Below are 23,739 nucleotides of genomic sequence, written 5' to 3' on the forward strand. Positions count from 1 at the left end.
CTAGGAGGAAGAACGCGACACCAGGGCGCGATGGGGAGCTTCCCGGATGATGCGGTCGGCGCTCTCCTCGGGAGTAAGGTCCGCGGTGTCGAACCACCAGCCGGCATCGCCGAGCTCTCGCTTCATGCCGGCCTCGAGATCTTCGTATCCGTCGAAGGAGAACCGCTCCCGTGGGTCACGGATGGTGTTGCGGTACCGGCACACCTCGATGCCCGGTGCGAGAACGACGAACAGGACCTGCCGAGCTGGAAGGAGAGAGGCGAAGAAGTCCAGTTGCTCGCGGCTGGGGATCACCCAGTCGATCACAGGCGTGAAGCCGGCGTCGGAGAAGTTGTTCGCCAGCGTGCACAGGTTGCGGTTGCACAACTCGACCTGCCGCGCCGCCTCGTCGGCGGGCTCGCCGAGCGCCCCGACTCGACCGCTGACGATCAGCCTGCTGATGAAGTCGCCGTCGAGCCGCGCCGCGCGCCGCAGGCGTTCAGTGACGAGCCTGGTCACCGTCGACTTCCCGGCCCCCGGCATTCCCGTCACGATCAGGCAGTCCGTCGTCCCAGCAGTGATCATGCCGGAATCGTGTCAGCCTGCCTGGTGATCGGCAATCGCCTTTCAGGTGTCCAGCCCCGGGAGAACGCGCGTCAACGCCGTCGTGTGACGCGCCCTACGGCCGTTCTGGAGGTGGGAGCTCGCGGGGCCGGCGCACCACCCTCGGGGTGGAAGGTGAGAAGGAGCGGGGCTCCGCCGGGAGGGGAGCCCCGCGAGGGCCATGGCGGTTAGTCGATGGCCTGGTAGAGGGTGGTCCAGAAGTCGGTCATCAGCCGCGCCGGAGCCGGGACGGTGTAGCCGACCTGGGTGAGCAGGATGCCGGTGATCCCGGTCTCCGGGTCGGCGTAGGTGGAGGTGCCGCTGCCGCCGTCCCAGCCGAACTGGCCGATGGGGGCGAAGTCGCTGCGGTGGGTGCGCACGGCCATGCCGTACCCCCAGCCGCCCTGCTGGCCCTGGCCGAAGGAGATGTGCACGTTCTCCGTGGCCATGGCGTGCCTGGCCGCCTGCTGCTCGGGCGCGAGGCTGTTGGTGGTCATCAGTTGTACGGCGGGCCGCGACAGGATGCGCCGGCCGTCGTGCGTGCCGCCGTTGAGCAGCATGCGGAAGTAGGCGTGGAAGTCGTCGGCGGTGGAGACCAGGCCGCCACCGCCGCCCTGGAACGCCGGCGGCCGGCTCCAGCGTCCGCCCTCGGCCTCGTCCCACACCTGGAACTCGCCGGTCTGCGGGTCGGGGGCGTACAGGGTCGGCAGGCGGTCGATCTGGTCGGCGGGCACGTGGAAGCCGGTGTCCTTCATGCCCAGCGGCTCGAAGACGCGCTCGCGCAGGAAGTCCTCGAACGACCGTCCGCTGACCCGGGAGACGAGCACGCCGACGAGGTCGCTGCTGATCTGGTACTGCCAGCGCGCGCCGGGCTGGTGCATCAGCGGAAGTTCGCCCAGGCGGCGCATCCACTCGTCCTGCTCGGGCACCGGCGTCGGCAGGTTGGGCGTGAGTCCCCGCTCGAAGATCGCGCCCATGATCGGGGTGCCCAGGACGGTCATGTCCATGCCGAGCCCGAAGGTGGAGGTGAGCACGTCGCGGACGGTGATCGGCCGCCGGGCCGGGACGGTGTCGTCCAGCTGGCTGTCGATGCTCTTGAGCACCTGCCGGTCGGCCAGCTCAGGCAGCCATTCCTGGACCAGGTCGTCGAGCCGCAGCCCGCACTCGTCCAGCAGGACCATCGCCGCCGCGATCGTGACCGGCTTGGAGGTGGAGGCCATCCGGAAGATCGTGTCCCGGCGCATCGGCGCCCCGCCGTCATGGCGCATCGTCCCGATCGTCTCCACGTGCGTCTCATCGCCGCGGCTGACCAGGGCGACCAGCCCGGGGATCTTCCCGGACTCGACATGCCGCTCCAGTACCTCACGCACCCGGCGCAGGCCCGCCTCGGAGAAGCCGCTCTTACCGTGTTCCATCATCGATCCCCTTGCGTTCAGTGTTCGATTCGCCAGGCGCCGGGCCCGGAGGCCGCGATCGCCGCGCTGTTCATGAAGGAGACGATCGCCGACCACGTTGACACAGGGCCGTCGCCGTACTGACACGGCCGCTGACACGCCGCCGCTCACTGGTCACAGGCGTGTCAAACCGCCCAAATGGCACCTAAGCATGGCATAAATGGGCGAAGTGACTGGCGGCCGCGATCTCGCGGCTCCGCACGGGTGAAAGCTCCGCTGGCCAGCCGGATGGTTCGCTGGATCCCGTCACCTCAGGAGGGTGCGCCAGCGGCCTGCCGAATCCATGATGTCCAGGCTGACGCGTTCCAGGTAGGTCGCTGCCTTGGCCAGCCGTCGCCCTACGGGGCTGTCGAGCCCGTACCTCTCGGCCGCCGCCATCGTGGCCCGCGCCGACTCGAGCGTCTGCCGCTCGCTGATCATGATCGCGTGGTACCAGGCGTCGTCGTCGATCACGTAGATGTCGCGCCGCCGCCGCGGATCGCGCTCGCGCCGGATGAATCCCTGCTGGAGCAGGAAGTTCACGGCCACCGAGATGGAGGCCGGGCTGACCTTCAGCCTGTGGGCCAGCTCGGCCGCGGTGCGCTTGCCGTCCTCGGACAGCATCAGGTCGTGGTGCACGCGCGCGGTGATCCGCGGCATCCCCGCTCTGACCGCCCTCTCCAGGAGTTCCTCTTCCATCAGGCCGTCGGGCGGTGTGTCCGCCCGCGGGGGCGCCGGTGCGCTGCGTCGGGCTCGCTGGAGCGTCGCCTGATGTGCGTGCTGGGGCCGGTACCCGGTAGGACCTCCGTTGCGTGCGATCTCCCGGGTGATCGTCGAGGTCGGCCGGTCGAGCCGCCTGGCGATCTCGCCGTAGGAGAGCTTGTCGGCGAGTCCGGACGCGATGCGCTCGCGGTCCTGCTGGGTCAATCGTCCTCCTGGCATATCGCCAGTGTTGTCTTCGCCGCCAGTCAATGCAACAGTCTTGCGTTCGAGCTCAGCGTCATTGCTCCAATATATGGCTTTTTACCTGCGCTTATGCATTCCTTTGGATTGACATAATGTCGAATGCAACGTAGCTTTCGATCACCACAAGACGAGTACTATCGTGAATCGAGGAACGGCGATGAGTGAATCCCTCCCCACCGCCAAGAACACCGGAGGCGGGACGCCGAAGGCGGCGCCGCTGACCGGTGCGGGCGGCGAAGACGTGCCGAAGGCCACTGCCGGACAGGACCGCCCGGAACTGCAGCAGGCCATCCAGGCGATCGTCGACGCCGGATTTCTCGGTGTGCAGGCGCGCGTGAACGATGAGCAGGGCGAGTGGGCCGGCAGCGCCGGGCGGCGCAAGCTCGGCCAGAACGCCAAGCCGCCGGCGAACGGACGGTTCCGGATCGGCAGCAGCACCAAGCCGTTCGTCGCGACCCTGGTGCTGCAACTGGTGGCCAGGGGCAAGATCGAGCTGGACGGCCCGGTGGCCGACTACCTGCCCGCGTTCGAGCTGGACCGGGGGATCACCGCGCGGATGCTGCTGCAGCACACCAGCGGTCTGTACAGCTACACCGGCGAGTTTCGCGTTGACGGGTCGGTCGAGCCGGGGATCCCGGCGGGGGGCGCGGATTGGGCGGACGCCCGGTTCACGACCTATCGGCCGGAAGAACTGGTGCGGTTCGGACTGTCCAAGGGGCCGAGGTTCGAGCCGGGCGAGAGGTGGAGCTACTCCAACACCGGCTACACGCTGGCACAACTGCTGATCGAGGAGGTCACCGGCCACTCGCTCGCCGAGGAGATGAAACTGCGGATCCTGGGTCCGCTCAAGCTGCGTGACACGGTGCTGCCGGGCTCCTCGCCCGAGCTTCCCCGGCCGTACTCCCACGGCTACTTCCGCTACCAGGACGCCGCGGGGAAGGGGAAGGTGATCGACGTCACCCGCCAGAACCCCTCCATGACGGCCGCCGCCGGTGACATGATCTCGACCACCGAGGATCTGGCCACGTTCTTCTCCGCGCTGAACCGTGGCGAGCTCCTGCCTGCCGAACTGCTGACCGAGATGCGAAGGACGGACCCGAGGAGCGCCGGCCCCTTCGGCGGGTACGGCCTCGGGACCTACGTGCAGGACCTGGGCCCGGACTGCGGCACCGTCCTCCATCACAACGGCAGCACCGCGGGGGGCTACGTGTCGGTGCTGTACGGCACGCCCGACGGCAGGACCACCCTCGCCGCCTCGATCACCTACGGCGACGCCGCGCCCGATCTGGCGGAGGCCTTCCCGAAGGCGCGGGACAACCTCCTCACGAAGGTGTTCGGCGGCGGGCAAGCCGGACCGGCCGACGAGGCCAAGCCGACCCGGTAGACGCCCCGTGGACAGGCGGACGCACCGGAGTGCGTCTGGGAGCGGGCTCCCAGACGACAATCCTCCGCGCGGACGACGAGACCCGGTCCCGATCGGCGGAGGATGAAAGTCATGATCACACAAGGATCCCCTGGACATCCCCATGGGGGCGACGAGATCCGTGGCGCCGGGGTGGGTGCGGTGAAGAGGACGTTCGCGATCCTCGCCGCCACGGCGGCCATCGCGGCGCTCGCACCGGCGCCGGTCGCGGCGGCGGCCGAGGCCGGGCGGCTGACCTGGGGCGCGTGCTCGGACACGACACTTCCCGCGCCCACGGAGTGCGCGTCCATCGAGGTGCCGGTGAACTGGGCCGAGCCCGGCGGGCGGAAGATCCGGCTCGACCTGGCCCGGCTGCCCGCCACCGAGCCCGCCCGCCGGATCGGCAGCGTCCTGGGCGTGCCCGGCGGACCGGGAAACAGCGGCATCCCCGATCTGAAGTACGCCGCGAGGAATCTCAAGGAACTGGGCCGCCGCTTCGATCTCGTCTTCTACCGTCCGCGCACCAACCTCTGGTTCACGACGATGCCCACGATCTGCAAGAAGGCCGGCGTCACGCTGGAGGACCCCCGCAGCCGCAGGCGGTTCGACGCCCAGGCCGCCGCGATGGCCAAGGCGTTCCTCGCCTGCCAGAAGGCGGACACCACCGGACTGTTCGCCCACCTGGACAACATGGCGATGGCCAGGGACATGGAGGCGATCCGGGTGGGGCTGGGCGAGGAACGGCTGAGCCTCCTGGCCCACTCCTACGGCGGGGTGGCCTCCATCGCCTATGCCCGGCTCTTCCCGCAGCGGATCCGGGCCCTGTACGTCGACGGGGTGATCAACCAGGCCGCCGGATACGACGACCAGACGCTCCGGATCTCGGCCGTCTGGGAGAAGAAGTTCGAGGAGTTCGTCACCTGGTGCGCGGACACGCCCGCCTGCGCGCTGCACGGCGAGGACGCCGGAGCGGTCTGGCGCGCACTCGTCCGAGCCGCCGACCGCAAACCGATCCCGGCCTCCTCTCCCCATTTCGGCGACGGTGAGATGACCGGGTGGATGCTCAGGCAGCTCGCCTTCCCCGCCGCCCCAGACGACGACCACGCGGCCTGGCTCACCTTCGCCGAGTCGGTCGACAAAGCGCGGCGCGGGGACGGGTCCGGGTTCGGCCCCTCGGTCCTCGGCATCCAGGCGTGGGCCTGGCCCGGCATCCTGGCGATGAACTGCGGCGACGGCCGCGGCTTCGCCGGCTACGCCGAACTGCGGAACTACCGGCGCACGGCGGAGAGGACCATGCCGAACCTCGGCTCCGTGCGGTTCGACGGCCCGGGGTGCACGGGCTGGCCGCTGAAGATCGCCAACCCTCCGCGCCCGCTCCCGCCGCACGGCCTCCCGCCGGTCCTGGGCGTGGGCACCACGTCCGGCGACGTGGAGACGACCAGGACCTTCACCCAGATGATCCCGGGTTCGGTGACCGTCGCCTACGAGGGACCCGGCCACGTTCTGTGGATGATGGGCAAGAAGTGCCCGATCGGGCACGCGACCGCGTACCTCACCGACCTGAAGCTCCCCGCGCCCGGCACGACCTGCCCCGCCGAGTGATCCCCGGCGGTGGCCCCTTCGCGGGCGCGTAGAAGGCGCGTATGTCCGGGGACGTCGCGGATGCCACCATCGGCGTGCCGCGGGCGCGGGACCGCCACCGCCACCACCATCGACGTCTTCGGTGCACACTCTCAGATCATGAAGGGACTAGCGTTGCACCCCCTCTCGTCGTGTATATTTTCCGTCAATAGGTGACTTTGGCAGGAGATATTTCATGAAGTCCTTCCCCAAGGTGCTCTTCGACGAGGCCCACAGCGAGTCGTGGACCATCCGGCGCGATGTCGCCGAGGCGATGAACCCCGGCCACCCCGACGACAACAGCTACGCGCGCGCCGCCGCCCAGCTGCGACACCTTGGGCACACGGTCGGCGCCCACACCACCGGCGCCCTCGACGCGGGAACGCTCCAGGACCAGGACGTCCTGGTCATCGCGCACCCGTCGGGCGAGCGCTGGGAGCGCACCACCGGCCACGGCAGCCCGGTCTTCTCCGCCGCCGAGCTGGACGCCATCACCGCCTACGTCCAGGACGGCGGCGGTCTGGTCGTGCTGGCCGAGGAGGAGCAGGACAAGTACGGCAACAACCTCGACGACCTGCTCGCCCGCTTCGGCGTGGCCGTCGAGCACACCACGGTCCGCGACCCCAAGAACGCCCACCGGGACGTCGCCACCTGGGTCCTGGCCGCGAAGAACACCTCTGACGGCCTGCTCGCGGGCGTCGGGGCGGCCTGCTTCTACCGGTCGGGCGTGCTGGCCGCCGACGGGGCCACCGTCCTGTTCGCGTCCTCGCCGTCCGCCACCCCCGCCGGCGCCCCGCTGGCCGTGGCGCGCGCGTACGGCAAGGGCCGCGTGGTCGTCTTCGCCGACTCCGACCTGTTCGGCGACGACTCCATCGAGGACTACGACCACCGCCGCCTCTGGGGCAACGTGGTCACCTGGGCCGCGCGCGTACCTGATGACGACCGGGCGGGAACGGGCACGGACGAGGCCAAGGCGGCCGGGTTCGCCAGGCTCAAGGCCACGGTCGAGGAGCTGCGCCCGCTGCAGGTCAAGGACGGCTCGGTGCCGGAGGAGAAGGAGCGGGCCAAGGAACTGGTCGGCTCGATCGCCCGTCAGGTGGGCGAGATGTCGGCGCACTTCCCCCACGACGCCGCCTACCTTCAGGCGGTTCAGGCCGACCTGCGCCAGTGGTCGGAGCAGGACCTTGGCGTCCCCGACTTCCTCGGGTCGCTGGAGCTCTTCCACCCCGACACCCAGCGCGTGGACGGGCTGGAGCACCTGGTGGTGTTCCCGATGTACACGCAGAACGGCAACCCCAACCGCAACGTCGAGGCCGTCTGGATCCGTACGATCTGGCCCGACTGGCTGGCCAGGCTGGAGGCCGGCGGCTACGACAACCCGATGTTCGTGCCGATCGCCTTCGAGGACTTCACCGCGGGCTACGACACCCACTCGGCCGTGCTGTTCCCCGAGACCGTCGCGGTACGGCAGGCGCCCCAGCGGTTCACCTGGGGCGGCATCTTCGCCGACCGCGAGGCGGCCAGGTTCCGGGCGGTCTCCGGCGCCGCCGCCGCCACGCTCAAGCTGGCCCTGCCCCCGGACGCCGCCCGGCTGCTGGACTCCCAGCAGCTCGCCCAGGACACGTTCGTCATGTGGGACCTGATCCACGACCGTACCCACAGCCACGGCGACCTGCCGTTCGACCCGTTCATGATCAAGCAGCGGATGCCGTACTGGCTCTACTCGCTGGAGGAGCTGCGCTGCGACCTGACCGCGTTCGGCGAGGCGGTGAAGCTGGAGAAGGACGGGGTGCCGCACGCCCGCTACGTGCAGCACGCGATCCTGTTCGACCGGCTGTTCCGCTTCCCGATCACCGGTGAGCGGGTGCGCAACTACGACGGGCTCGGCGGCCAGCTGCTCTTCGCGTACCTGCACCGCAACGACGTCGTGCGCTGGACCGACAACCGGCTCACGATCGACTGGGAGCGGGTCGCCGACGGCGTCGCCGACCTGCGCGGAGAGGTGGAGAAGCTCTACCGCGACAGCATCGACCGGTCCAAGATCGCGCACTGGCTGGCGGCCTACGACCTGGTCAGCGCCTACGTGGAGCCGAACCCCGCCTCGACCTGGGCCAAGGGCATCCAGGCGCTGCCGGAGGAGCAGAAGGCCAAGGTGGACGCGGTCCTGTCGGACGAGTTCCCCCTGAGCATGTTCTACGAGGCGCTGCGCCGTAAGCTCGCAGACGTCGTCGAGAGCACCAAGGGGATCCGCGCATGATCATCCTCATCACCGGCGCCGCCGGGCCCACCGGCCAGGCGGTCGCCGAGTACTTCGAGAAGCAGGGCCACACCGTCGTCGGCGTGGACAAGGACGACGTCGACCTGCTGGACCGCGCAGCCGTACAGGCGCTGGCCGAGCGCATCGACATCGAGCACGGCCGCGTCGACGGGGTGGTGCACCTCGTGGGCGGCTGGCGCGGCGGGAAGACGTTCGCCGACACCGACCTGGACGACTGGAACCTGCTGCACGACCTGCTCGTGCGCACCCTCCAGCACGTCACGCTGGCCTTCGAGCCGCTGCTGCGCAAGAGCGCCAACGGCCGGTTCGCGATCGTCTCCGCCAAGGCCGCCGAGTCGCCCACCGCGGGCGGCGCCTGCTACGCCGCGGCCAAGGCCGCCTCGGAGGCGTGGACCAGGTCACTGGCCGACGCGCTCAGGGACACCGGCTCGGCCGCCGTCATCCTGGTGGTGAAGGCGCTGGTCAACGACTCCATGCGAGCGGCCAAGCCGGAGGCCGCGTTCAACGGCTTCACCGACGTGCGTACCCTCGCCGAGGCCATCGGCGGCCTCTACGAGCGCCCGGCCGCGCAGATCAACGGCACCCGATTGGACCTCACCACGTGAATCCCCGGCACGACCCCGAGTTGAAGGCGTTCGCGAGCGACAACTACGCGGGCGTCCACCCGGAGATCCTGGAGGCCATCGCCCGCGCCAACGGCGGCCACCAGATCTCCTACGGCGAGGACGTCTACACCGAGGCCCTCCAGGGCGTCTTCCAGCGGCACTTCGGCGAGCGCGCCCAGGCCTACCCGGTCTTCAACGGCACCGCCGCCAACGTGGTGTCGCTGCGCGCCATGCTCGACACATGGCAGGCGGTCGTCTGCGCCGACACCGCCCACATCCACACCGACGAGGGCGGCGCGCCGGAGGTGGCGGGCGGCATCAAGCTGTTCACCGTCCCCACGCCGGACGGCAAGCTCACCCCGGAACTGATCGACACCCAGGCGTGGGGCTTCGGCGACGTGCACCGCGCCCAGCCCGGCGTCGTGTCGATCTCCAACACCACCGAGCTCGGCACCGTCTACACCCCCGCCGAGATCACCGCGATCTGCGAGCACGCCCACGAGCGCGGCCTGAAGGTCCACCTGGACGGCTCGCGTCTCACCAACGCCGCCGCCGCGCTGGACGTGCCCCTGCGCGCGCTGACCACCGACGCGGGCGTGGACGTGCTCTCCTTCGGCGGCACGAAGATCGGGCTGCTGTACGGCGAGGCCGTCGTCGTGCTCAACCCCGACGCCGCCCGCGGAGTCGACTACATCCGCAAGACGTACATGCAGCTGTCGTCGAAGATGCGGTTCGTCTCGGCCCAGTTCGAGGCGCTGCTCGCCGGGGACCTGTGGTTGCGCAACGCCCGCCAGGCGAATGCCATGGGCCGCCGCCTGGCCGAGGCCGTGCGTGACATCCCCGGCGTCGAGGTGCCCAGGGCGGTGGAGGCCAACGCGGTCTTCGCCATCCTGCCGCCGGAGGTGACCGAGCGGCTGCAGAAGCGCTTCCGCTTCTACACCTGGAACCCGGCGATCGGCGAGGTGCGCTGGATGTGCGCCTTCGACACCACCGAGGCCGACGTGGACGCCTTCGCCGCCGCCGTACGCGAGGAGATGTCGGCCTGAGCCGTCAGGGGTGCTCGCGCAGAGCCAGGCGGGCGGCGTGGTAGCCGCCCATGCCGTGCGCCCCTCCGCCGGGCGGGGTGGAGGAGGAGCACAGGTAGACGCCGGGCAGCGGCGTGCGCCACGGCGCCGGTGACCACACGGGCCGCTTCACGAACTGGCCGAGGGAGCCGGTGCCGCCGTTGATGTCGCCGCCGACCAGGTTCGGGTCGAACCGTTCCAGGTCGGCGGTGTTCATCGTGTGCCGGGCAAGGACCCGCTCGCGGAAGCCGGGCGCGAACCGCTCGATCTGCGCCTCGATGGCGGCGCTCATGTCGGCCGGCGAGCCGCGCGGCACGTGGCAGTACGCCCACAGCGTGTGCCCGCCCCGCGTGGGGTCGGCCGCGTACGGCTGTACCAGCAGCACGTACGGCCGCGGCGAGTGGCGGCCCGCCGACACCTCGGCCTCGCTCAGCGCGATCTCCTCCAGCGTGCCGCCCAGGTGCACGGTGCCCGCCCGCGCCACTTCCGGGTCACGCCAGGGCACGGGACCGTCGAGCGCCCAGTCCATCTTGAACACGCCCGGCCCATACCGGAAGCGCCGCAGCCGGTCGCGGTAGCCGGTGGGCAGCTCGGTCATCCGCAGGAACTGCCGGGGCGTCACGTCCAGCATCACGATCGGGGCGTCCAGCTCGCGCAGGTCGTGCACCCGGTGGCCGCTCACCGTGGTGCCACCGAGCCTTCTCAGCCGCTCCACCAGCGCGTCGGCCAGCACCTGGGAACCGCCTCTGACCAGTGGCCAGCCCACCATGTGCGCGCTGGCCGCGAGCAGCATGCCGTACCCGCTCGTGATCGGCGAACGCAGGTCGAGCATCGAGTGCGCGGCCATGCCCGCCAGCAGCGCCCGCCCCTCGGCGGTCCGGAACAGCGCGCGCCCGAGCACGGTCGCGGGCAGCGCCCCGAGCAGCCCGAACCGCGCCGCCGCCACCGGAGCCCTGGGCGCCGAGAGCGGCGACAGCAGCGTCTCCACGAGCGGCGCGCCCGCGCGGGCCGCCGCCCCGACCGACGCGCGCCACGCCGCCGCGTCCCGCCCCAGCCCTTCCGCGGTACGGCCGGCGTCGCGATGCACCAGCGCGGCCGGCCGGTCGTCCAGCGGATGGGCCACGGCGACCTGAGGCTGCGCGAACGGCACGAGCGTGGTCAGCCCCAGCGCCCGGAAGGCCGGCGAGACCAGCGCCATGGCCAGCACCGTGGCGCCCACGTCGTGGACGCGGCCGGGCAGCGTCAGCTCGGCCGAGCGCAGCGCGCCCCCGAACCGGCCGGCCGCCTCCAGCAGCAGCACCCGGCGTCCGGCGGCGGCGAGGGTGATCGCGGCCACGAGCCCGTTGGGCCCAGAACCGACCACCGCCGCGTCGTAGGTCACAAGATGGACGGCAGCGGCTGCGCCCCGCGATGCCCGAGCATCTCGGTCATCAACTTGATCTCGCCGTTCTGGCCGTCGATGATCTTCTGCGCCATGTCGGTCACCTCGTCGCGCTGCGACAGCGGCAGCAGCCCTCTGGCCATCTGCACCCCGCCCTCGTGATGGCGGATCATCAGCTGCAGGAACAGCACCTCGGCCTCTTTGCCCGACAGCCCCTTGAGCTTGTCCAGCTCCTCGCGCGAGGCCATGCCGGGCATCACGCCCGCCTTCACCGGCTGCCCGCCGTGCCCGTGGCCGCTCATCCACGCCATCGGCCGCAGGTCGGTCGTCTGGCTGAGATCCCACTGCTGCAGCCAGCCGAGGAACATGCCGCGCTGGTTCGCCTGGGTGTTGATGATGTCGAAGGCCAGGTTCCTGACCTCGGGGGCCGGGCCCTTGTCCCTGATCGTGAACGACATCTCCACGGCCTGGGCGTGGTGGGTGGCCATGTCACGGGCGAACCCGGCCTCCGGCGAGGTCTCCGAAGGAGTGCCTCCCCTGCCGAGGAGCAGGAATGCGGCAATGGCCGCGAGGGCGACCGCGGCGACGGCGATGAGCTTGTTCATGTCGCTTCCAGCGTACCCAGGGCCGGCGTGAGCTCGTCGTTAAGCTTCTTATTCTCCATATACGCCCGTAGGGCATAGGGTGACCCGCAGTTGGCATGCCGATGGAGGAAAATCGCGATGACGAAGGAGAAAGCGCAGGCGCGGCGCGAGCATCTGGAGAAGATGCGGGCCGCGCAGAGGCGTAAGGAGCGCCGCACCGCGTTCCTCATGTGGGGAGCGGGTGGCGCGGTCATCGTGCTGCTCGTCGGCGTGGTCGGCTTCTACCTGATCAATCAGTCCAGGGCCAGCTCCCTCGACGCCGTCACCAGCGTCAAGTACGAGGCCGGGCAGCACGTGTGGAAGGCGGTCTCCTACAAGGAGACCCCGCCCGTGGGCGGCGAGCACAACAACTACTGGCAGAAGTGCGACATCTACGACAAGCCCATCCACCCCGAGCACGCGGTGCACTCGCTGGAGCACGGCGCGGTCTGGATCACCTACCGGCCCGACCTGCCCAAGGCCGAGGTCGACGCGCTGAAGAAGGTCGCCGGTGAGACGGGCAACATCGAGTACATGCTCGTCAGCCCGTTCGCGAACCTGCCCGCGCCCATCGTGGCCTCCTCCTGGGGCCACCAGCTGAAGCTGGACAAGGCGACGGACGAGAAGCTGCCCGCGTTCATCAAGAAGTACCAGAACGGCAAGGACACCCCCGAGCCGGGCGCGACCTGCGGCGGCAACGACGCGATCACCACGACCGCGGACCAGCAGCCGCTGCCGCCCGAGCCGCAGCAACAGCAGCAGCCGACCGGCAGCCCCGCCCCGACGCCGTCGTCGTCGAACCAGTAGGGCTAGCCGAGCACGTCCTCGATGGGCACCCACTCCAGCCCGTGCGCCTCGGCCACGGGCCGGCTGGTGAGGTGCCCTTCGTGTGTGCTGAGACCGTGCGCCAGCGCCGGGTCCTCGCGCAGGGCCCGCGCCCAGCCCAGGTCGGCGATGGCCAGGGCGTAGGGGAGGGTCACGTTCGTCAGCGCGTACGTGGAGGTGTGCGGCACCGCGCCGGGCATGTTGGCCACGCAGTAGAAGATCGAGTCGTGGACCCGGTAGGTGGGATCGGCGTGGGTGGTCGGGCGCGAGTCCTCGAAGCAGCCGCCCTGGTCGATGGAGATGTCCACGAGCACCGAGCCGGGTTTCATCCTGCGTACGAGGTCGTTGGAGACCAGCTTCGGCGCCTTCGCCCCCGGCACCAGGACCGCCCCGATGACCAGGTCGGCCTCCAGCACCGCGAGTTCGACCTCCAGCGTGTTCGAGGCGACCGTCTGGCAGTGGCCCTGGTAGATGGCGTCGGCCTGGCGCAGTTTGTCGATGTTGCGGTCCAGCAGCAGCACCTCGGCCTGCATGCCGAGCGCGATGGCGGCCGCGTTCATCCCGGAGACGCCGGCGCCGATCACCACGACGTTCGCCGCCCGCACGCCGGGCACGCCGCCCATGAGCACGCCTCTGCCGCCCTCGGAGCGCATCAGATGGTAGGCGCCGACCTGGGGCGCGAGCCGTCCGGCCACCTCGGACATCGGGGCCAGCAGCGGCAGCGCGCCGTTCGCGGTCTGCACGGTCTCGTACGCGACGCCGGTCACGCCCGACTCGAGCATGGCGCGGGTGCACGGCTCGGAAGCCGCCAGGTGCAGGTACGTGAACAGCACCTGGCCCTTGCGCATCCGGTGATATTCCTCGGCCACCGGCTCCTTGACCTTCAGGACCAGGTCAGCCTCGGCCCAGACGGCGTCCGCGCCGTCCAGGATGAGCGCGCCGGCGGCGGCGAAGTCGGCGTCGGGGATCGCCGAGCCCGTGCCCGCGTCCCGCTCGACGAGGACCTGGTGGCCGTGCCGTACGAGTTCGTGGACGCCCGCGGGGGTGAGAGCCACGCGGAACTCGTTGTTCTTGATCTCGCGGGGTACTCCGACCTTCATGAGACCACTCTCGACTCGCCAGTCAAACAGAACTATCGACAATCTGTAATTGTTCTTCCATTCTTCCTCACACCATGGTGGAAAGTGGAGAAATTCCGGCTGATTACCCCGGTCCGGCTTGTCCTCGATAAGCTCACCGGCAGCCCGCGAACGCCAGGATGGGGTCGTCGTCCATGTCGATGGAGAATCCGCCGGTCTCCGACACACCGCGGCCTGAACAGCCGCAGGCCAGCAAGCTCACCACGATCGTCCTGATCGTCTCGCTCGTCCTGGTGATCGTGATCGCCGGGGTGCTGGGGGCGGTGGCCGTCCTCATGACGAGGAGCCCCGACGCCCCGCTGCTGGGCGCGGTGCCGCCGCTGCAGCTCGCCACCCCCATCCACTTCGCGCCCGTGCGCGAGTCGAAGGAAGCGCCCTGCCCCGGCGAGGAGGCGGTCCTGGACGAGCTCAAGACCACCTGCTACCTGATCGGCAAGGGCGTCACGGTCAACGCCGTGCAGCAGATCGAGACCGTGGCCGAGGACGACGGCACGTACTCGGTCCGCATCGCGATGGCGCCCGCCTTCAAGGCGCGGGTGGCCACGATCATCCAGGAGCTCGCCGGCGACCAGCGCCCGCTGGCCGTGGTGCTGACGCCGCCGAACGTCGTCGTGGCCGCTCCGTCCGTCCTGCAGGCGATGGACGGCGACAGCGTGAGCATCGGCCCGCTGCCGAAGGCCGAGGCCGAAGCCCTCGCGGCCCGCCTGGGCGCGGCCGGCACCGGCGCCCCCGGCACCGGAGCCCCGACCACGGGCCTGCCGGACACGGGGTCGCCGAACACCGGGGTGCCGGACACCGGGTCGCCCAGCACGGGGGCGCCCAGCACGGGGGCGCCGAACACCGGCACCGGCGCACCGAACGCGACCACGCCCCCCGGCACCGGCAACCCGACCGCGCCGGCCGCCAACACCCCGGTCGGCGCCAACCCGACCGGCGGCTCGCTGCTGCCCGCCAAGGACAAGCGCCACCCGTCCTGCAAGGAGGCGGTGGCCGCGGGTCTCGGCCCATACACCAAGGGCCGGCACACCGAGTACACCTGGTACGTGGACAAGGACAACAACGGCACCGCCTGCAACTCCGCCGACCTCTGAGCCGCGCGGGCCCGTCGTCAGCCGAACAGCCCCTCCAGGGCCGTGATCCCGAAGTACGCCACGAAGATCACCGAGACCACCCAGAGCAGCCACGGGATCTCCCGGAACCGCCCGCGGGCCGCCTTGATCAGCGTGTAGGCGATCACCCCGGCCCCGACGCCGTTGGTGATCGAGTACGTGAACGGCATCAGCGCGATCGTCAGGAACGCCGGGATGGCCAGGTCCAGGTCCTCCCACGGAACCTTGCGCGACTGCGTCATCATCAGCGCCCCGACCAGCACGAGCGCGGGCGTGGCGGCGGCGGGCGGCACCACGGCCGCCAGCGGCGTGAACAGCAGCGTCAGCCCCAGCAACGCCCCGGTCGCGACGCTCGCCAGACCGGTACGCGCCCCTTCCCCGACTCCGGCGGCCGACTCCACGAAGACGGTGTTGGCCGAGGCGCTCATGGAGCCGCCCACGACGCCGGCGACGCCGTCCACGGTGAGGATGGCGCCGAGCCGGGGCACCCGGCCCCGGGCGTCGACCAGGCCCGCCTCGTCGCTGACCCCGATGATCGTGCCCATCGCGTCGAAGAACCCGGACAGCACCAGCGTGAACAGCACCACGGTCGCGGTGACCACGCCCGCCCGCGCGAAGCCGCCGAACACGTCCACCTGCCCGACCAGCCCGAAGTCGGGGGCCGCGACGAGCGACTCGGGCAGCCGGGGCACCACGATGCCCCAGCTCTTGGGGTCGATGACGGCCAGCGCGTTCACGACCACGGCCACGATCGTGGTGACGACGATGCTGATGAGGATGGCGCCCGGCGTCTTCCTGACGTACAGGACGATCATGAGCAGCAGCCCGAAGCAGAACACCGCCACGGGCCAGCCGGTCAGATGGCCCGTCGCGCCGAGCTGTACGGGCGTTCCGGTGCCGCGTCCGACGAAACCGGCGTCCACGAGGCCGATCAGGGCGATGAACATGCCGATGCCGACGCTGATCGCGTGCTTGAGCGCCAGCGGGATCGCGTTCATGATCAGTGTGCGCAGCCCGGTCACGGCCAGGATGATGATCACGACGCCTTCGAGTACCACCAGCCCCATCGCCTGCGCCCAGGTCATGAACGGCGCCGCCTGGTAGGCCACCACCGCGTTCAGCCCGAGCCCGGCCGCCAGCCCGAACGGCGCGTTGCCCGCCACGGCCATGAGCAGCGTGCAGATGGCGGCGGCCAGCGCCGTGGAGGTGGTGAGCTGGGCGATGGTGAGCTGCGCGCCGGTGACGTCCTTGGCGCCGCCCAGGATGATCGGGTTGAGCAGGATGATGTAGGCCATGGCCATGAACGTGGTGATGCCACCGCGTACCTCACGGCCGACGGTCGTCCCCCGCCCGGACAGCTCGAAGAAGCGGTCGAGCACAGCGGTCCCCCCCCTAGCGATCAAGGGGGATTGCCGGTTGCCTACCCGGCGGGGGAGCCGGTCATGCCTTCTCGTGCCGTCCGCCGCCGACCATGGCGACGAACTCCTCCAGTCCGATGTGCCCGTCCCCGTCCTTGTCCGCCGATCTGATGAACAGCTCGATCTCGGTGTGGTCGAGGCCGTGCGTCCCCAGTGCCTCGTTGACCTTCCGGATCTCCTCGACGGTGATGACGCCATCGCCGTCGGTGTCGAATCTGGCGAATTCTTCTCTCGCCTCAGCCTCGATGTTGCTCATCCGGACAACCTATAGGAGCGCTATCTCCTCGGGCCGGATCGGCACCCGGGCAAGCGCCAGGCCGGTCGCGTCGCGCACCGCCGCCGCGATCGCGGGCGTCGAGGACAGCGTCGGCGGCTCACCGGCCCCCCTCAGCCCGTACGGCGCGGCCGGGTCGGCGTTCTCCAGAATCTCCAGCCGCATCGGCGGCATGTCGAGGATGGTCGGGATCAGGTAGTCGGTGAACGACGGGTTCACCACGCGCCCGTCCCTGACCTGGATCTCCTCCATGAGCGCCAGCCCGAGCCCCTGCGCCGTGCCGCCGTGGATCTGCCCCTCCAGCGCGAGCGGGTTGAGTATGCGCCCGACGTCCTGCACCGCCGCCAGTTCCACCACCTTGACCAGCCCGAGCTCGACGTCCACGTCCACGACCGCCCGGTGCACGCACAGGGCGAGCTGGGTGTGCGAGTCGCCCTGCCCGGTCACCGGGTGCAGCGGGTACGTCGGCCGGTGCCGGTACTCCCGCGTCTCCTCGATCGGCCCGAACTTCTCCAGCGCCGCCCGCGCCTCCAGACCCTGGAAGCGCGCCCGCACCGCCTCGCACGCCGCCTTCACCGCGCCGCCGGTTACGTAGGACTGCCGGGAGGCCGACGACGACCCCGCGGAGCCGACCGCCGTGTCCGCCGTCGCCACGGTGACGTCGTCGACGCCGAGCTCGGTCCTGGCGATCTGCGCCTGTACGGTCACCAGCCCCTGGCCGACCTCGGCGGCGGCGGTGTGCACGGTGACGTGCGGCTCGCCGTTGACCAGTTCGGCGCGGACCCTGGCCGTGGAGTAGTCGTCGAAGCCTTCGGAGAAGCAGATGTTCTTGATGCCGACGCCGTAGCCGACGCCCCGCCGTACCGACTCGCCGTGGGTGGTCTGTGAGACGCCGCCCGGCAGGTCGCGCAGGTCGGCGCGGTCGTCCGCGGCGGCGGGCAGCGGCATCGACTCCAGCGTGCGCAGCATGTCCGCCAGCGGGGCCGGCGCGTCGATGAGCTGGCCGGTGATGAGCCGCGAGCCCTGCGAGACGGCGTTGCGGACGCGGATCTCGACCGGCGACAGCCCGCAGGCGGCGGCGAGCTTGTCCATCTGCGACTCGTAGGCGTAGCACGCCTGCACGGCGCCGAAGCCGCGCATCGCCCCGCAGGGCGGGTTGTTGGTGTAGACGCCGGTGGCGACCACCCGCACGTTCGGCACCTCGTACGGGCCGACGCCGAGCGAGGCCGCGTTGCCGACGACGGCCGGGGAGGAGGAGCAGTAGGCGCCGCCGTCCAGGAGGATCTCGGCCTTGACGTAGACGAGCCTGCCGTCGCGGGTGGCGCCGTGCTCGTAGCGCATCCAGGCCGGGTGCCGGTGCACGTGGCCGAAGAACGACTCCTCGCGCCCGTAGGACATCTTGACCGGCCGGTTCAGGCGCAGTGCCAGCATGCAGGCGTGGACCTGCATCGACAGGTCCTCCCTGGCGCCGAACGCGCCGCCGACGCCCGACAGCGTGAGCCGTACCCGCTCCGGCGGCAGGCCCAGGCAGGGGGCGAGCTGGTCGCGGTCGACGTGCAGCCACTGGGTGGCGATGTAGAGGTCGACGCCGCCCTCGCCGTCGGGCACCGCCAGCCCGGACTCCGGGCCGAGGAAGGCCTGGTCCTGCATGCCGACCTCGTACTCGCCGGTCACCACCACGTCGGCCTCGAACGTGTCGCCGGCCGTGACGGGCTGCCTGCGCAGGATGTTGCCGCCGGGCTGCACGTGCGGCTGGCCCGGATCGTCGGCCGCCGCCCTCGGATCGGTGACCGCGGGGCGCGGCTCGTACTCGACGGAGATCGCCGCCGCCGCGCGCCGCGCCGTCTCCGGATGGTCGGCCGCCACCAGCGCCACCGGTTCGCCCTGGTAGCGCACCTGGTCGATGGCGAGCACCGGCTGGTCGTGGTGCTCCAGGCCGTAGAACTTCTCGCCCGGCACGTCCTCGTGCGTCAGCACCGCGTGCACGCCCGCCATCCGCAGCGCCGGGCCCACGTCGATCGACCTGATCCAGGCCGAGGCGTGCGGGCTGCGCAGCGTCACGCCCCAGACCATGCCGTCCAGCCACAGATCGGACGCGTACGCGAACTCGCCCGTCACCTTCAGCGTCGCGTCGGGCCGCTGCGCGCTCTCACCGACGCCCTGCCGCGCCGTGCCGACCGTCTCCGTCATCTTCCGAGTACAGCACCGGCCCGCGCGGACGTCCTATGCGCGACAGGTGAAATCACGGTCAGCGGTTGGCGGGCGCACTTGTATATTCCTCCAAGTGCGCATCAGTGACTTGCTGGAGATCCCGGAGCTGCGCCTCAACCTGCTCACGGGCGACCCGTCCGCCGAATTCGGCACCGTGCACATCACCGACCTGCCCGAGCCCGGCCGCTACCTGTCCGGCGGCGAGCTGGTGCTCACCGGTATGCTGTGGCGCCAGGGCCCCGGCGACTCGCCGCGCTTCGTCGCCGCGCTGCGCGAGGCGGGCGTGGCCGCGCTCGGCGCCGGGCAGGCCTGGCTCGGCCACATCCCCGACGACCTCGTCGCCGCCTGCACCGCCGCCGGACTGCCGCTCATCGAGGTTCCCACCGAGGTCTCCTTCCGCACCCTCAGCGAGATCGTCGTGCCGCGCCTGTCGGGCGACGTGCGCGAGGAGCTCGGCCGCCACCGCCGCATCGTCGCGGCCGTCGCGGAGGGCGCCGACCTGCCCGAGCTCGTCGCCCTCACGGCCGCCGAGCTCGGCGTGACGGGCGCGGTCGTCTCCGCCTCGGGTGAGCTGATCGCCGGCACCCTCGACGATCCGGTACGGCTGGCGCGCGCCTACCTGGCCGCGTCCCGGCTGCCGTTCACGACCGGCGGGCACACCGTCTTCGCCGTCGGCCGCGGCCACCGCGCCGCCGGATGGGCCCTCGCCTGCGACGGCGACCTGCTCGACCGGGCCGACCTCGGCTACGAGCTGGCCGCCTGCGTCGCGCTGGAACGCATCCGCATGGACGCGGGCCGCCGGGTGGAGCGCCGGCTGGCCGGGCAGCTGATCGCCGCCGCCCTGACCGAGAGCGACGCCGCCGAGCTCAACGCCGGGCTGCGTACCTGCGGGATCGACGCGGCGGAGCCGTACACCGTCGTGAACGCCACCGCGACCGGCGCGCAGGGACGCGACCCCGACCCCGTGACGCTCGGCGGCCAGGTGATCGAGGAGCTGCTGGGGCGCGAGGTCGTGGCGGCGGCCGGCGCGGACGGCGCGATCGCCGTCGTGCCCCTGCGCGGGCGGTCCGTGAGCGACCTGGCCGACCGGCTGCGCGCGGGCATGGACGTGCTGTCGTCGCTGCCGGGCACCGGCGTGTGCGCCGGGCTCAGCAGCGCGCTGTCCGGGGCGGCGGGGCTGCGCGGCGGGGTGACGGAGTCCGGCCATGCCCGCCGGCTGGCCGAGACCCGCGGCGGCGGCGTCGTCACCAGCGCCGAGATCTACACGCACGGGCTGCTGCTGGCCACCGTGCCGGCCGACGTCAGCCGCTCGTTCGCCGCGAGCCTGCTGGGGCCGTTGCGCGACTACGACCGCCGGCACCAGTCCGACCTGATCCGCACCTTGGGGATCTTCCTCGACACGGCGGGATCGTGGCAGCTGTGCGCGGAGCATCTGCACGTGCACGTGAACACGGTCCGCTACCGGATCAAGCGCGTCGAGGAGCTGACCGGCCGCGACCTGTCCACGATGCCGGACCGCGTCGACTTCTACCTGGCGCTGCGCGCTCCTTGATCAGGCGAGTCGATCAGGAGAGGCCGGGCTCGGACATTCCGGGCACGCCCAGCGCGGCGTGGACCGCGGCGCGTTCGGCGTCGGCCTCGTCCGCCCAGGGCGACGGGCCCAGCGCACGGGCCAGCGGGGCCGCCCGCTCGACATGGTCCAGGGCGTCGTCGAGCCGGTCGATCTCGCGATAGGCGCGCGCGAGCCCGGTGAGGCTGCGCAGCTCCCCGATCCGCCGGCGCGTGTCGTGCTCGAACCGGACGCTCTGCTCCAGGTGGGTGACCGCCTCCAGCGGGCGGCCCTGGTCGAGGCAGACCTCGCCGAGCAGGGTCAGGATCGAGCCCGCGTGCAGAACGTCCCCGTCGCGCGTCGCGCTGTCCAGCGCCTCGGTGAACATGGCGTGCGCCTCGGCGAGCCGGCCCAGGCCGCGGTGGCTCTCGCCCATGACGAGGTGGGCGTACCTGATGCCGATGTCCGAGCCGATCTCCGTGGCGATGGCGAGCTGCGCCTCGGCGAAGCCCAGGGACCTGTCGAAGCGTTTCCACGTCACGTAGAGGTTGCCGAGGTTGCCCAGGGCGCGCTGCTCGGCGAAGCGGTCGCCGAGCCGCCGGGCCAGCGCGAGCTCGGCCTCCCGATGCTCGGCGGCCTCCGGCAGGCGGCCGAGCATGACGAGAGCGCCGGCGAGGTGGCCGTGCGCGTACAGTGCCAAGGCCGGTTCCCCGAGCCGCTCGGCCACGGCCAGCGCCTGCGAGTTGCAGCTCAGCAGGTCGGCCCTGCGGTAGGAGGACGACTGGAACCACATCAGCGCGAAGGCCAGGTCCACGCCGAGCCGGGAGACCTCCTCGTCCACGCAGGACATGGCCTGCGACGCCGCGGCGAGCAGGTTGGCCTCCTCCTTCGACAGCCACTCGTACGCCTGGTCCCGGTCGTCCAGCCGGACGGGCACGCCCTCGACCGGGCGGGCGACGGGCTGGACCCGGTGCGGGTCCAGGAGCACGCCGGCGTGACGCGCGGAGACCACGTAGTGGGTCAGGGCCCTGATCACGGCCTCGCGCGCGCCGTCCGGCTCCAGCCCGGCGGCGAACAGGCGCACCAGATCGTGCAGGTGGTAGCGGCCGGGACCGCCGCGCTCCAGCAGATGGGCATGGGCGAGCCGCTCCAGGGCCGCGTCGGCCTCCACGTCGGGGCGATCCAGGAGCGCCGTGGACACCTCCGAGGTCACCTCGGGCACGTGCAGGGCGCCGAGCAGCGCCAGCAGCCGGGCCGCGGCGCGGTCGCGCGACTGCTCGCCGCCCGCCAGCGCCGACCAGCTTGAGGCGAGGCTGGAGTGCACCGTCAGCTCGCCGATGCGCAGCTCGTGCAGGCGCCTGCGCTCGTCGCTCAGCCGCGCGGCCAGGTCGGCGACGCTCCAGCCGGGGTGCTCGGCCAGCCGCGCCCCCGAGATGCGCAGGGCCAGCGGCAGCCCGCCGCACAGCCGGGCCAGCAGGCCGGTCTGCTCCGGGTCGGCCAGCACGCGACGCTCGCCCGCCAGCACGGCCAGCATGGCGGCCGAGTCGTCGGCGGAAAGCGCGCCCAGCTTCAGCTGGCGGCAGTCGTCGCCGGCGATGAGCGTCTCCCGGCTGGTCGCGACCACCGCCGTGCCCAGCGGCGTGGACAGCACGGGCTCGATCTGCTCCAGCCCGGTGGCGTCGTCCAGGACGATCAGCACCCTCCTGCCGTCGATCCGGCCGCGCCACACGGCCGCCGCCTCGTCGAGGTCGCCGGGCACCGCCTGGGGCGGCGTCCGCATCGCGCGCAGCAGGCGGCCCAGCACCTCCAGCGGGGTCAGCGCGGCGACCCCGTGTGTCTTGCCGCGCAGGTTGACGAACAGCTGCCCGTCCGGGAAGTCGTCCCTGACCTGGTGGGCCACGTGCAGCGCCAGCGCCGACTTCCCTATCCCCGGCGGCCCGGAGATCGCGGTCAGCGGATGCGGCGGGTCCTCGCGACACGGCGCGAGCACGTCCTTCAGCCAGGCGACCTCCTCGGAGCGCCCGACGAACCCGACGAGCGGCCGCGGCAGCTGGCGCGGCGCCCGCCCGGATACGGCGGGCGGCCCGCCCAGGATCAGCTCGTGGCAGCGGCGCAGGTCCTCACCCGGGTCGGTGCCCAGCTCGTCGGCCAGGATCCGCCGGCCTTCCGCGAAGATCTGCAGCGCCTCGGCCTGCCGGCCGCACCGGTGGAGCGCCAGCATGAGCAGCTCGCGCAGCCGTTCGCGCAGAGGGTGGCGCGCCAGCGTCTCCCGCAGCGGCGGCAGGGCCCGCGCGGGCTCCTCCAGCTCCAGCAGTGTGTGCGCCCCGTCCTCGACGGCGGTGGCGTGAAGCTCCTGGAGCCGGGCGCGCTCGTTCTCGGCGAACGGGCCGGGCACGCCGCTGAGCGGCTGGTCCTGGTAGAGCTTCAGCGCCCGTTCGATGAGGACCAGTGCCTCGGCGTGCTCGCCCTCCTCCCGCAGCAGCCGCGCCTCGTCGAGGAGGGAGGAGAACAGGCGGGCGTCGACGCGGCGGGGGTTCAGGCGCAGCGCGTATCCGCCGCCCGCGGCGACGATGAGCGTGGACGGTTCGCGCGGTCCTCTGGCGGGTTCCAGCGCATGGCGCAGCCCGGCGACGTAGGTGTAGATGCTCTGCTGGGCGGTTCGCGGCGGGCCGGCGCCCCATAAGCCGTCGATCAGCGAGGGGATGGAGACGGCGTGGGGCGCGCGGGCGGCCAGTATGGCGAGGAGCGCCTGCCGGCGCGGCGGACCGGGGTCGAACGGCCCGGCCGCGGCGGAGCCGCCGACCGATCCGAAAAGACGGATGCACACGTCCTGGGTCACGCCGCGCCTCCCCGTGGATCGTTCGCCGTCCTCCATGGAGACTAATCCGCGGGCGCCGGGCGCCGTGTAGAGGAAATGTAGACGAGTGTCCTAGGCTCGTGGAACGCCGCGAGCGTGGGGCCGTGAGCGTCTGCTTGTCCGCCCGTGCGGGGCGAGTCGTTGCGGCGACCCGCCCCGGGCCGTGCGGCAGCTCATGTGCGGCAGCTCATGTGCGGATGCGAGAGCGGAGCGACTAGCAACAGCCGATGACGTCAATAGCCTTGGCCATAAGGGACGAATCTCGTACCTTTGCCAAAGGAGACGAATCTGCCAGGCTGGCCGTAGCATGTCCTCCAACGGCTAGTAAAGCCAGGACGACAGCAGTCACGGACAGGGCAAGACGCTTGCGCATGGGGGTTCTCCCTCGCCTTGGGGTTTTGCT

The 23,739-nt window shown here is 71.4% G+C and carries 18 protein-coding genes; 8 read left to right on the plus strand and 10 right to left on the minus strand.

Annotated features, from left to right (window positions below; translation table 11 throughout):
* The 3 genes from ACIBHY_RS00545 to ACIBHY_RS00555 all read right to left on the minus strand — a co-directional run bounded on the left by ACIBHY_RS00545 (position 1) and on the right by ACIBHY_RS00555 (position 2,942).
* Positions 1-564, minus strand: a complete 564-nt coding sequence (locus ACIBHY_RS00545; RefSeq protein ID WP_397305505.1) for an AAA family ATPase — start codon at positions 562-564, stop codon at positions 1-3.
* A 206-nt stretch (positions 565-770) separates the two neighbouring features.
* Positions 771-1,997, minus strand: coding sequence for a serine hydrolase domain-containing protein (locus ACIBHY_RS00550; RefSeq protein WP_397246765.1), 1,227 nt, complete (start codon positions 1,995-1,997; stop codon positions 771-773).
* Between the two features lie 285 nt (positions 1,998-2,282).
* Entirely contained in the window at positions 2,283-2,942 is a 660-nt protein-coding gene (locus ACIBHY_RS00555; protein WP_397305506.1) for a helix-turn-helix domain-containing protein, read from the minus strand.
* A 196-nt stretch (positions 2,943-3,138) separates the two neighbouring features.
* Between ACIBHY_RS00555 and ACIBHY_RS00560 the strand changes: the two genes are divergently transcribed.
* The 5 genes from ACIBHY_RS00560 to ACIBHY_RS00580 all read left to right on the plus strand — a co-directional run bounded on the left by ACIBHY_RS00560 (position 3,139) and on the right by ACIBHY_RS00580 (position 9,932).
* Positions 3,139-4,365, plus strand: coding sequence for a serine hydrolase domain-containing protein (locus tag ACIBHY_RS00560; protein WP_397305507.1), 1,227 nt, complete (start codon positions 3,139-3,141; stop codon positions 4,363-4,365).
* Between the two features lie 180 nt (positions 4,366-4,545).
* Positions 4,546-5,985: an alpha/beta hydrolase gene (locus tag ACIBHY_RS00565; RefSeq protein WP_397305508.1), complete on the plus strand. Its 1,440-nt coding sequence runs from the start codon at positions 4,546-4,548 to the stop codon at positions 5,983-5,985.
* A 214-nt stretch (positions 5,986-6,199) separates the two neighbouring features.
* Complete coding sequence (locus ACIBHY_RS00570; protein WP_397245443.1) at positions 6,200-8,260, plus strand: DUF6421 family protein; 2,061 nt, start codon at positions 6,200-6,202, stop codon at positions 8,258-8,260.
* Entirely contained in the window at positions 8,257-8,886 is a 630-nt protein-coding gene (locus ACIBHY_RS00575) for an SDR family NAD(P)-dependent oxidoreductase (protein ID WP_397245446.1), read from the plus strand. Before ACIBHY_RS00570 ends, ACIBHY_RS00575 begins: the two co-directional genes overlap by 4 nt.
* Complete coding sequence (locus ACIBHY_RS00580; protein WP_397245448.1) at positions 8,883-9,932, plus strand: threonine aldolase family protein; 1,050 nt, start codon at positions 8,883-8,885, stop codon at positions 9,930-9,932. The genes ACIBHY_RS00575 and ACIBHY_RS00580 overlap by 4 nt, the downstream gene beginning before the upstream one ends.
* A gap of 4 nt (positions 9,933-9,936) precedes the next feature.
* Here ACIBHY_RS00580 and ACIBHY_RS00585 read toward each other — a convergent pair whose 3' ends face one another.
* Together ACIBHY_RS00585 and ACIBHY_RS00590 are read right to left on the minus strand one after the other, a co-directional pair.
* Entirely contained in the window at positions 9,937-11,331 is a 1,395-nt protein-coding gene (locus ACIBHY_RS00585; RefSeq protein WP_397305509.1) for a phytoene desaturase family protein, read from the minus strand.
* Complete coding sequence (locus ACIBHY_RS00590; RefSeq protein WP_397245452.1) at positions 11,328-11,936, minus strand: DUF305 domain-containing protein; 609 nt, start codon at positions 11,934-11,936, stop codon at positions 11,328-11,330. The genes ACIBHY_RS00585 and ACIBHY_RS00590 overlap by 4 nt, the downstream gene beginning before the upstream one ends.
* A 117-nt stretch (positions 11,937-12,053) precedes the next feature.
* Between ACIBHY_RS00590 and ACIBHY_RS00595 the strand changes: the two genes are divergently transcribed.
* Complete coding sequence (locus tag ACIBHY_RS00595) at positions 12,054-12,761, plus strand: DUF3105 domain-containing protein (protein ID WP_397245454.1); 708 nt, start codon at positions 12,054-12,056, stop codon at positions 12,759-12,761.
* A 2-nt stretch (positions 12,762-12,763) separates the two neighbouring features.
* On the opposite strand, the gene ald is transcribed toward ACIBHY_RS00595, so the two are convergent.
* Positions 12,764-13,879 (minus strand): alanine dehydrogenase, encoded by a 1,116-nt coding sequence (ald, locus tag ACIBHY_RS00600; RefSeq protein ID WP_397245456.1) that lies wholly within the window; start codon positions 13,877-13,879, stop codon positions 12,764-12,766.
* Positions 13,880-14,052: 173 nt separating this feature from the next.
* Between ald and ACIBHY_RS00605 the strand changes: the two genes are divergently transcribed.
* Complete coding sequence (locus tag ACIBHY_RS00605) at positions 14,053-15,009, plus strand: excalibur calcium-binding domain-containing protein (RefSeq protein WP_397245458.1); 957 nt, start codon at positions 14,053-14,055, stop codon at positions 15,007-15,009.
* A 17-nt stretch (positions 15,010-15,026) separates the two neighbouring features.
* Here ACIBHY_RS00605 and ACIBHY_RS00610 read toward each other — a convergent pair whose 3' ends face one another.
* The 3 genes from ACIBHY_RS00610 to ACIBHY_RS00620 form a co-directional block, all read right to left on the minus strand.
* Positions 15,027-16,406: an NCS2 family permease gene (locus tag ACIBHY_RS00610; protein ID WP_397305510.1), complete on the minus strand. Its 1,380-nt coding sequence runs from the start codon at positions 16,404-16,406 to the stop codon at positions 15,027-15,029.
* 61 nt (positions 16,407-16,467) lie between these two features.
* Complete coding sequence (locus ACIBHY_RS00615; RefSeq protein ID WP_184970631.1) at positions 16,468-16,701, minus strand: EF-hand domain-containing protein; 234 nt, start codon at positions 16,699-16,701, stop codon at positions 16,468-16,470.
* Between the two features lie 9 nt (positions 16,702-16,710).
* Complete coding sequence (locus tag ACIBHY_RS00620) at positions 16,711-18,909, minus strand: xanthine dehydrogenase family protein molybdopterin-binding subunit (protein ID WP_397245462.1); 2,199 nt, start codon at positions 18,907-18,909, stop codon at positions 16,711-16,713.
* 94 nt (positions 18,910-19,003) lie between these two features.
* Here ACIBHY_RS00620 and ACIBHY_RS00625 point away from each other — a divergent pair, with 94 nt between their 5' ends.
* The gene (locus tag ACIBHY_RS00625; protein WP_397305511.1) at positions 19,004-20,482 is read left to right on the plus strand and encodes a PucR family transcriptional regulator; all 1,479 of its coding nucleotides are present in this window, start codon (positions 19,004-19,006) and stop codon (positions 20,480-20,482) included.
* A gap of 13 nt (positions 20,483-20,495) precedes the next feature.
* Here the strand turns inward: ACIBHY_RS00625 and ACIBHY_RS00630 are convergent, their stop codons facing one another.
* Complete coding sequence (locus ACIBHY_RS00630; protein WP_397305512.1) at positions 20,496-23,318, minus strand: BTAD domain-containing putative transcriptional regulator; 2,823 nt, start codon at positions 23,316-23,318, stop codon at positions 20,496-20,498.
* Positions 23,319-23,739 lie beyond the last annotated feature (421 nt).

The sequence above is a fragment of the Nonomuraea sp. NPDC050547 genome (genome assembly GCF_044457345.1).
Lineage (GTDB): Bacteria > Actinomycetota > Actinomycetes > Streptosporangiales > Streptosporangiaceae > Nonomuraea.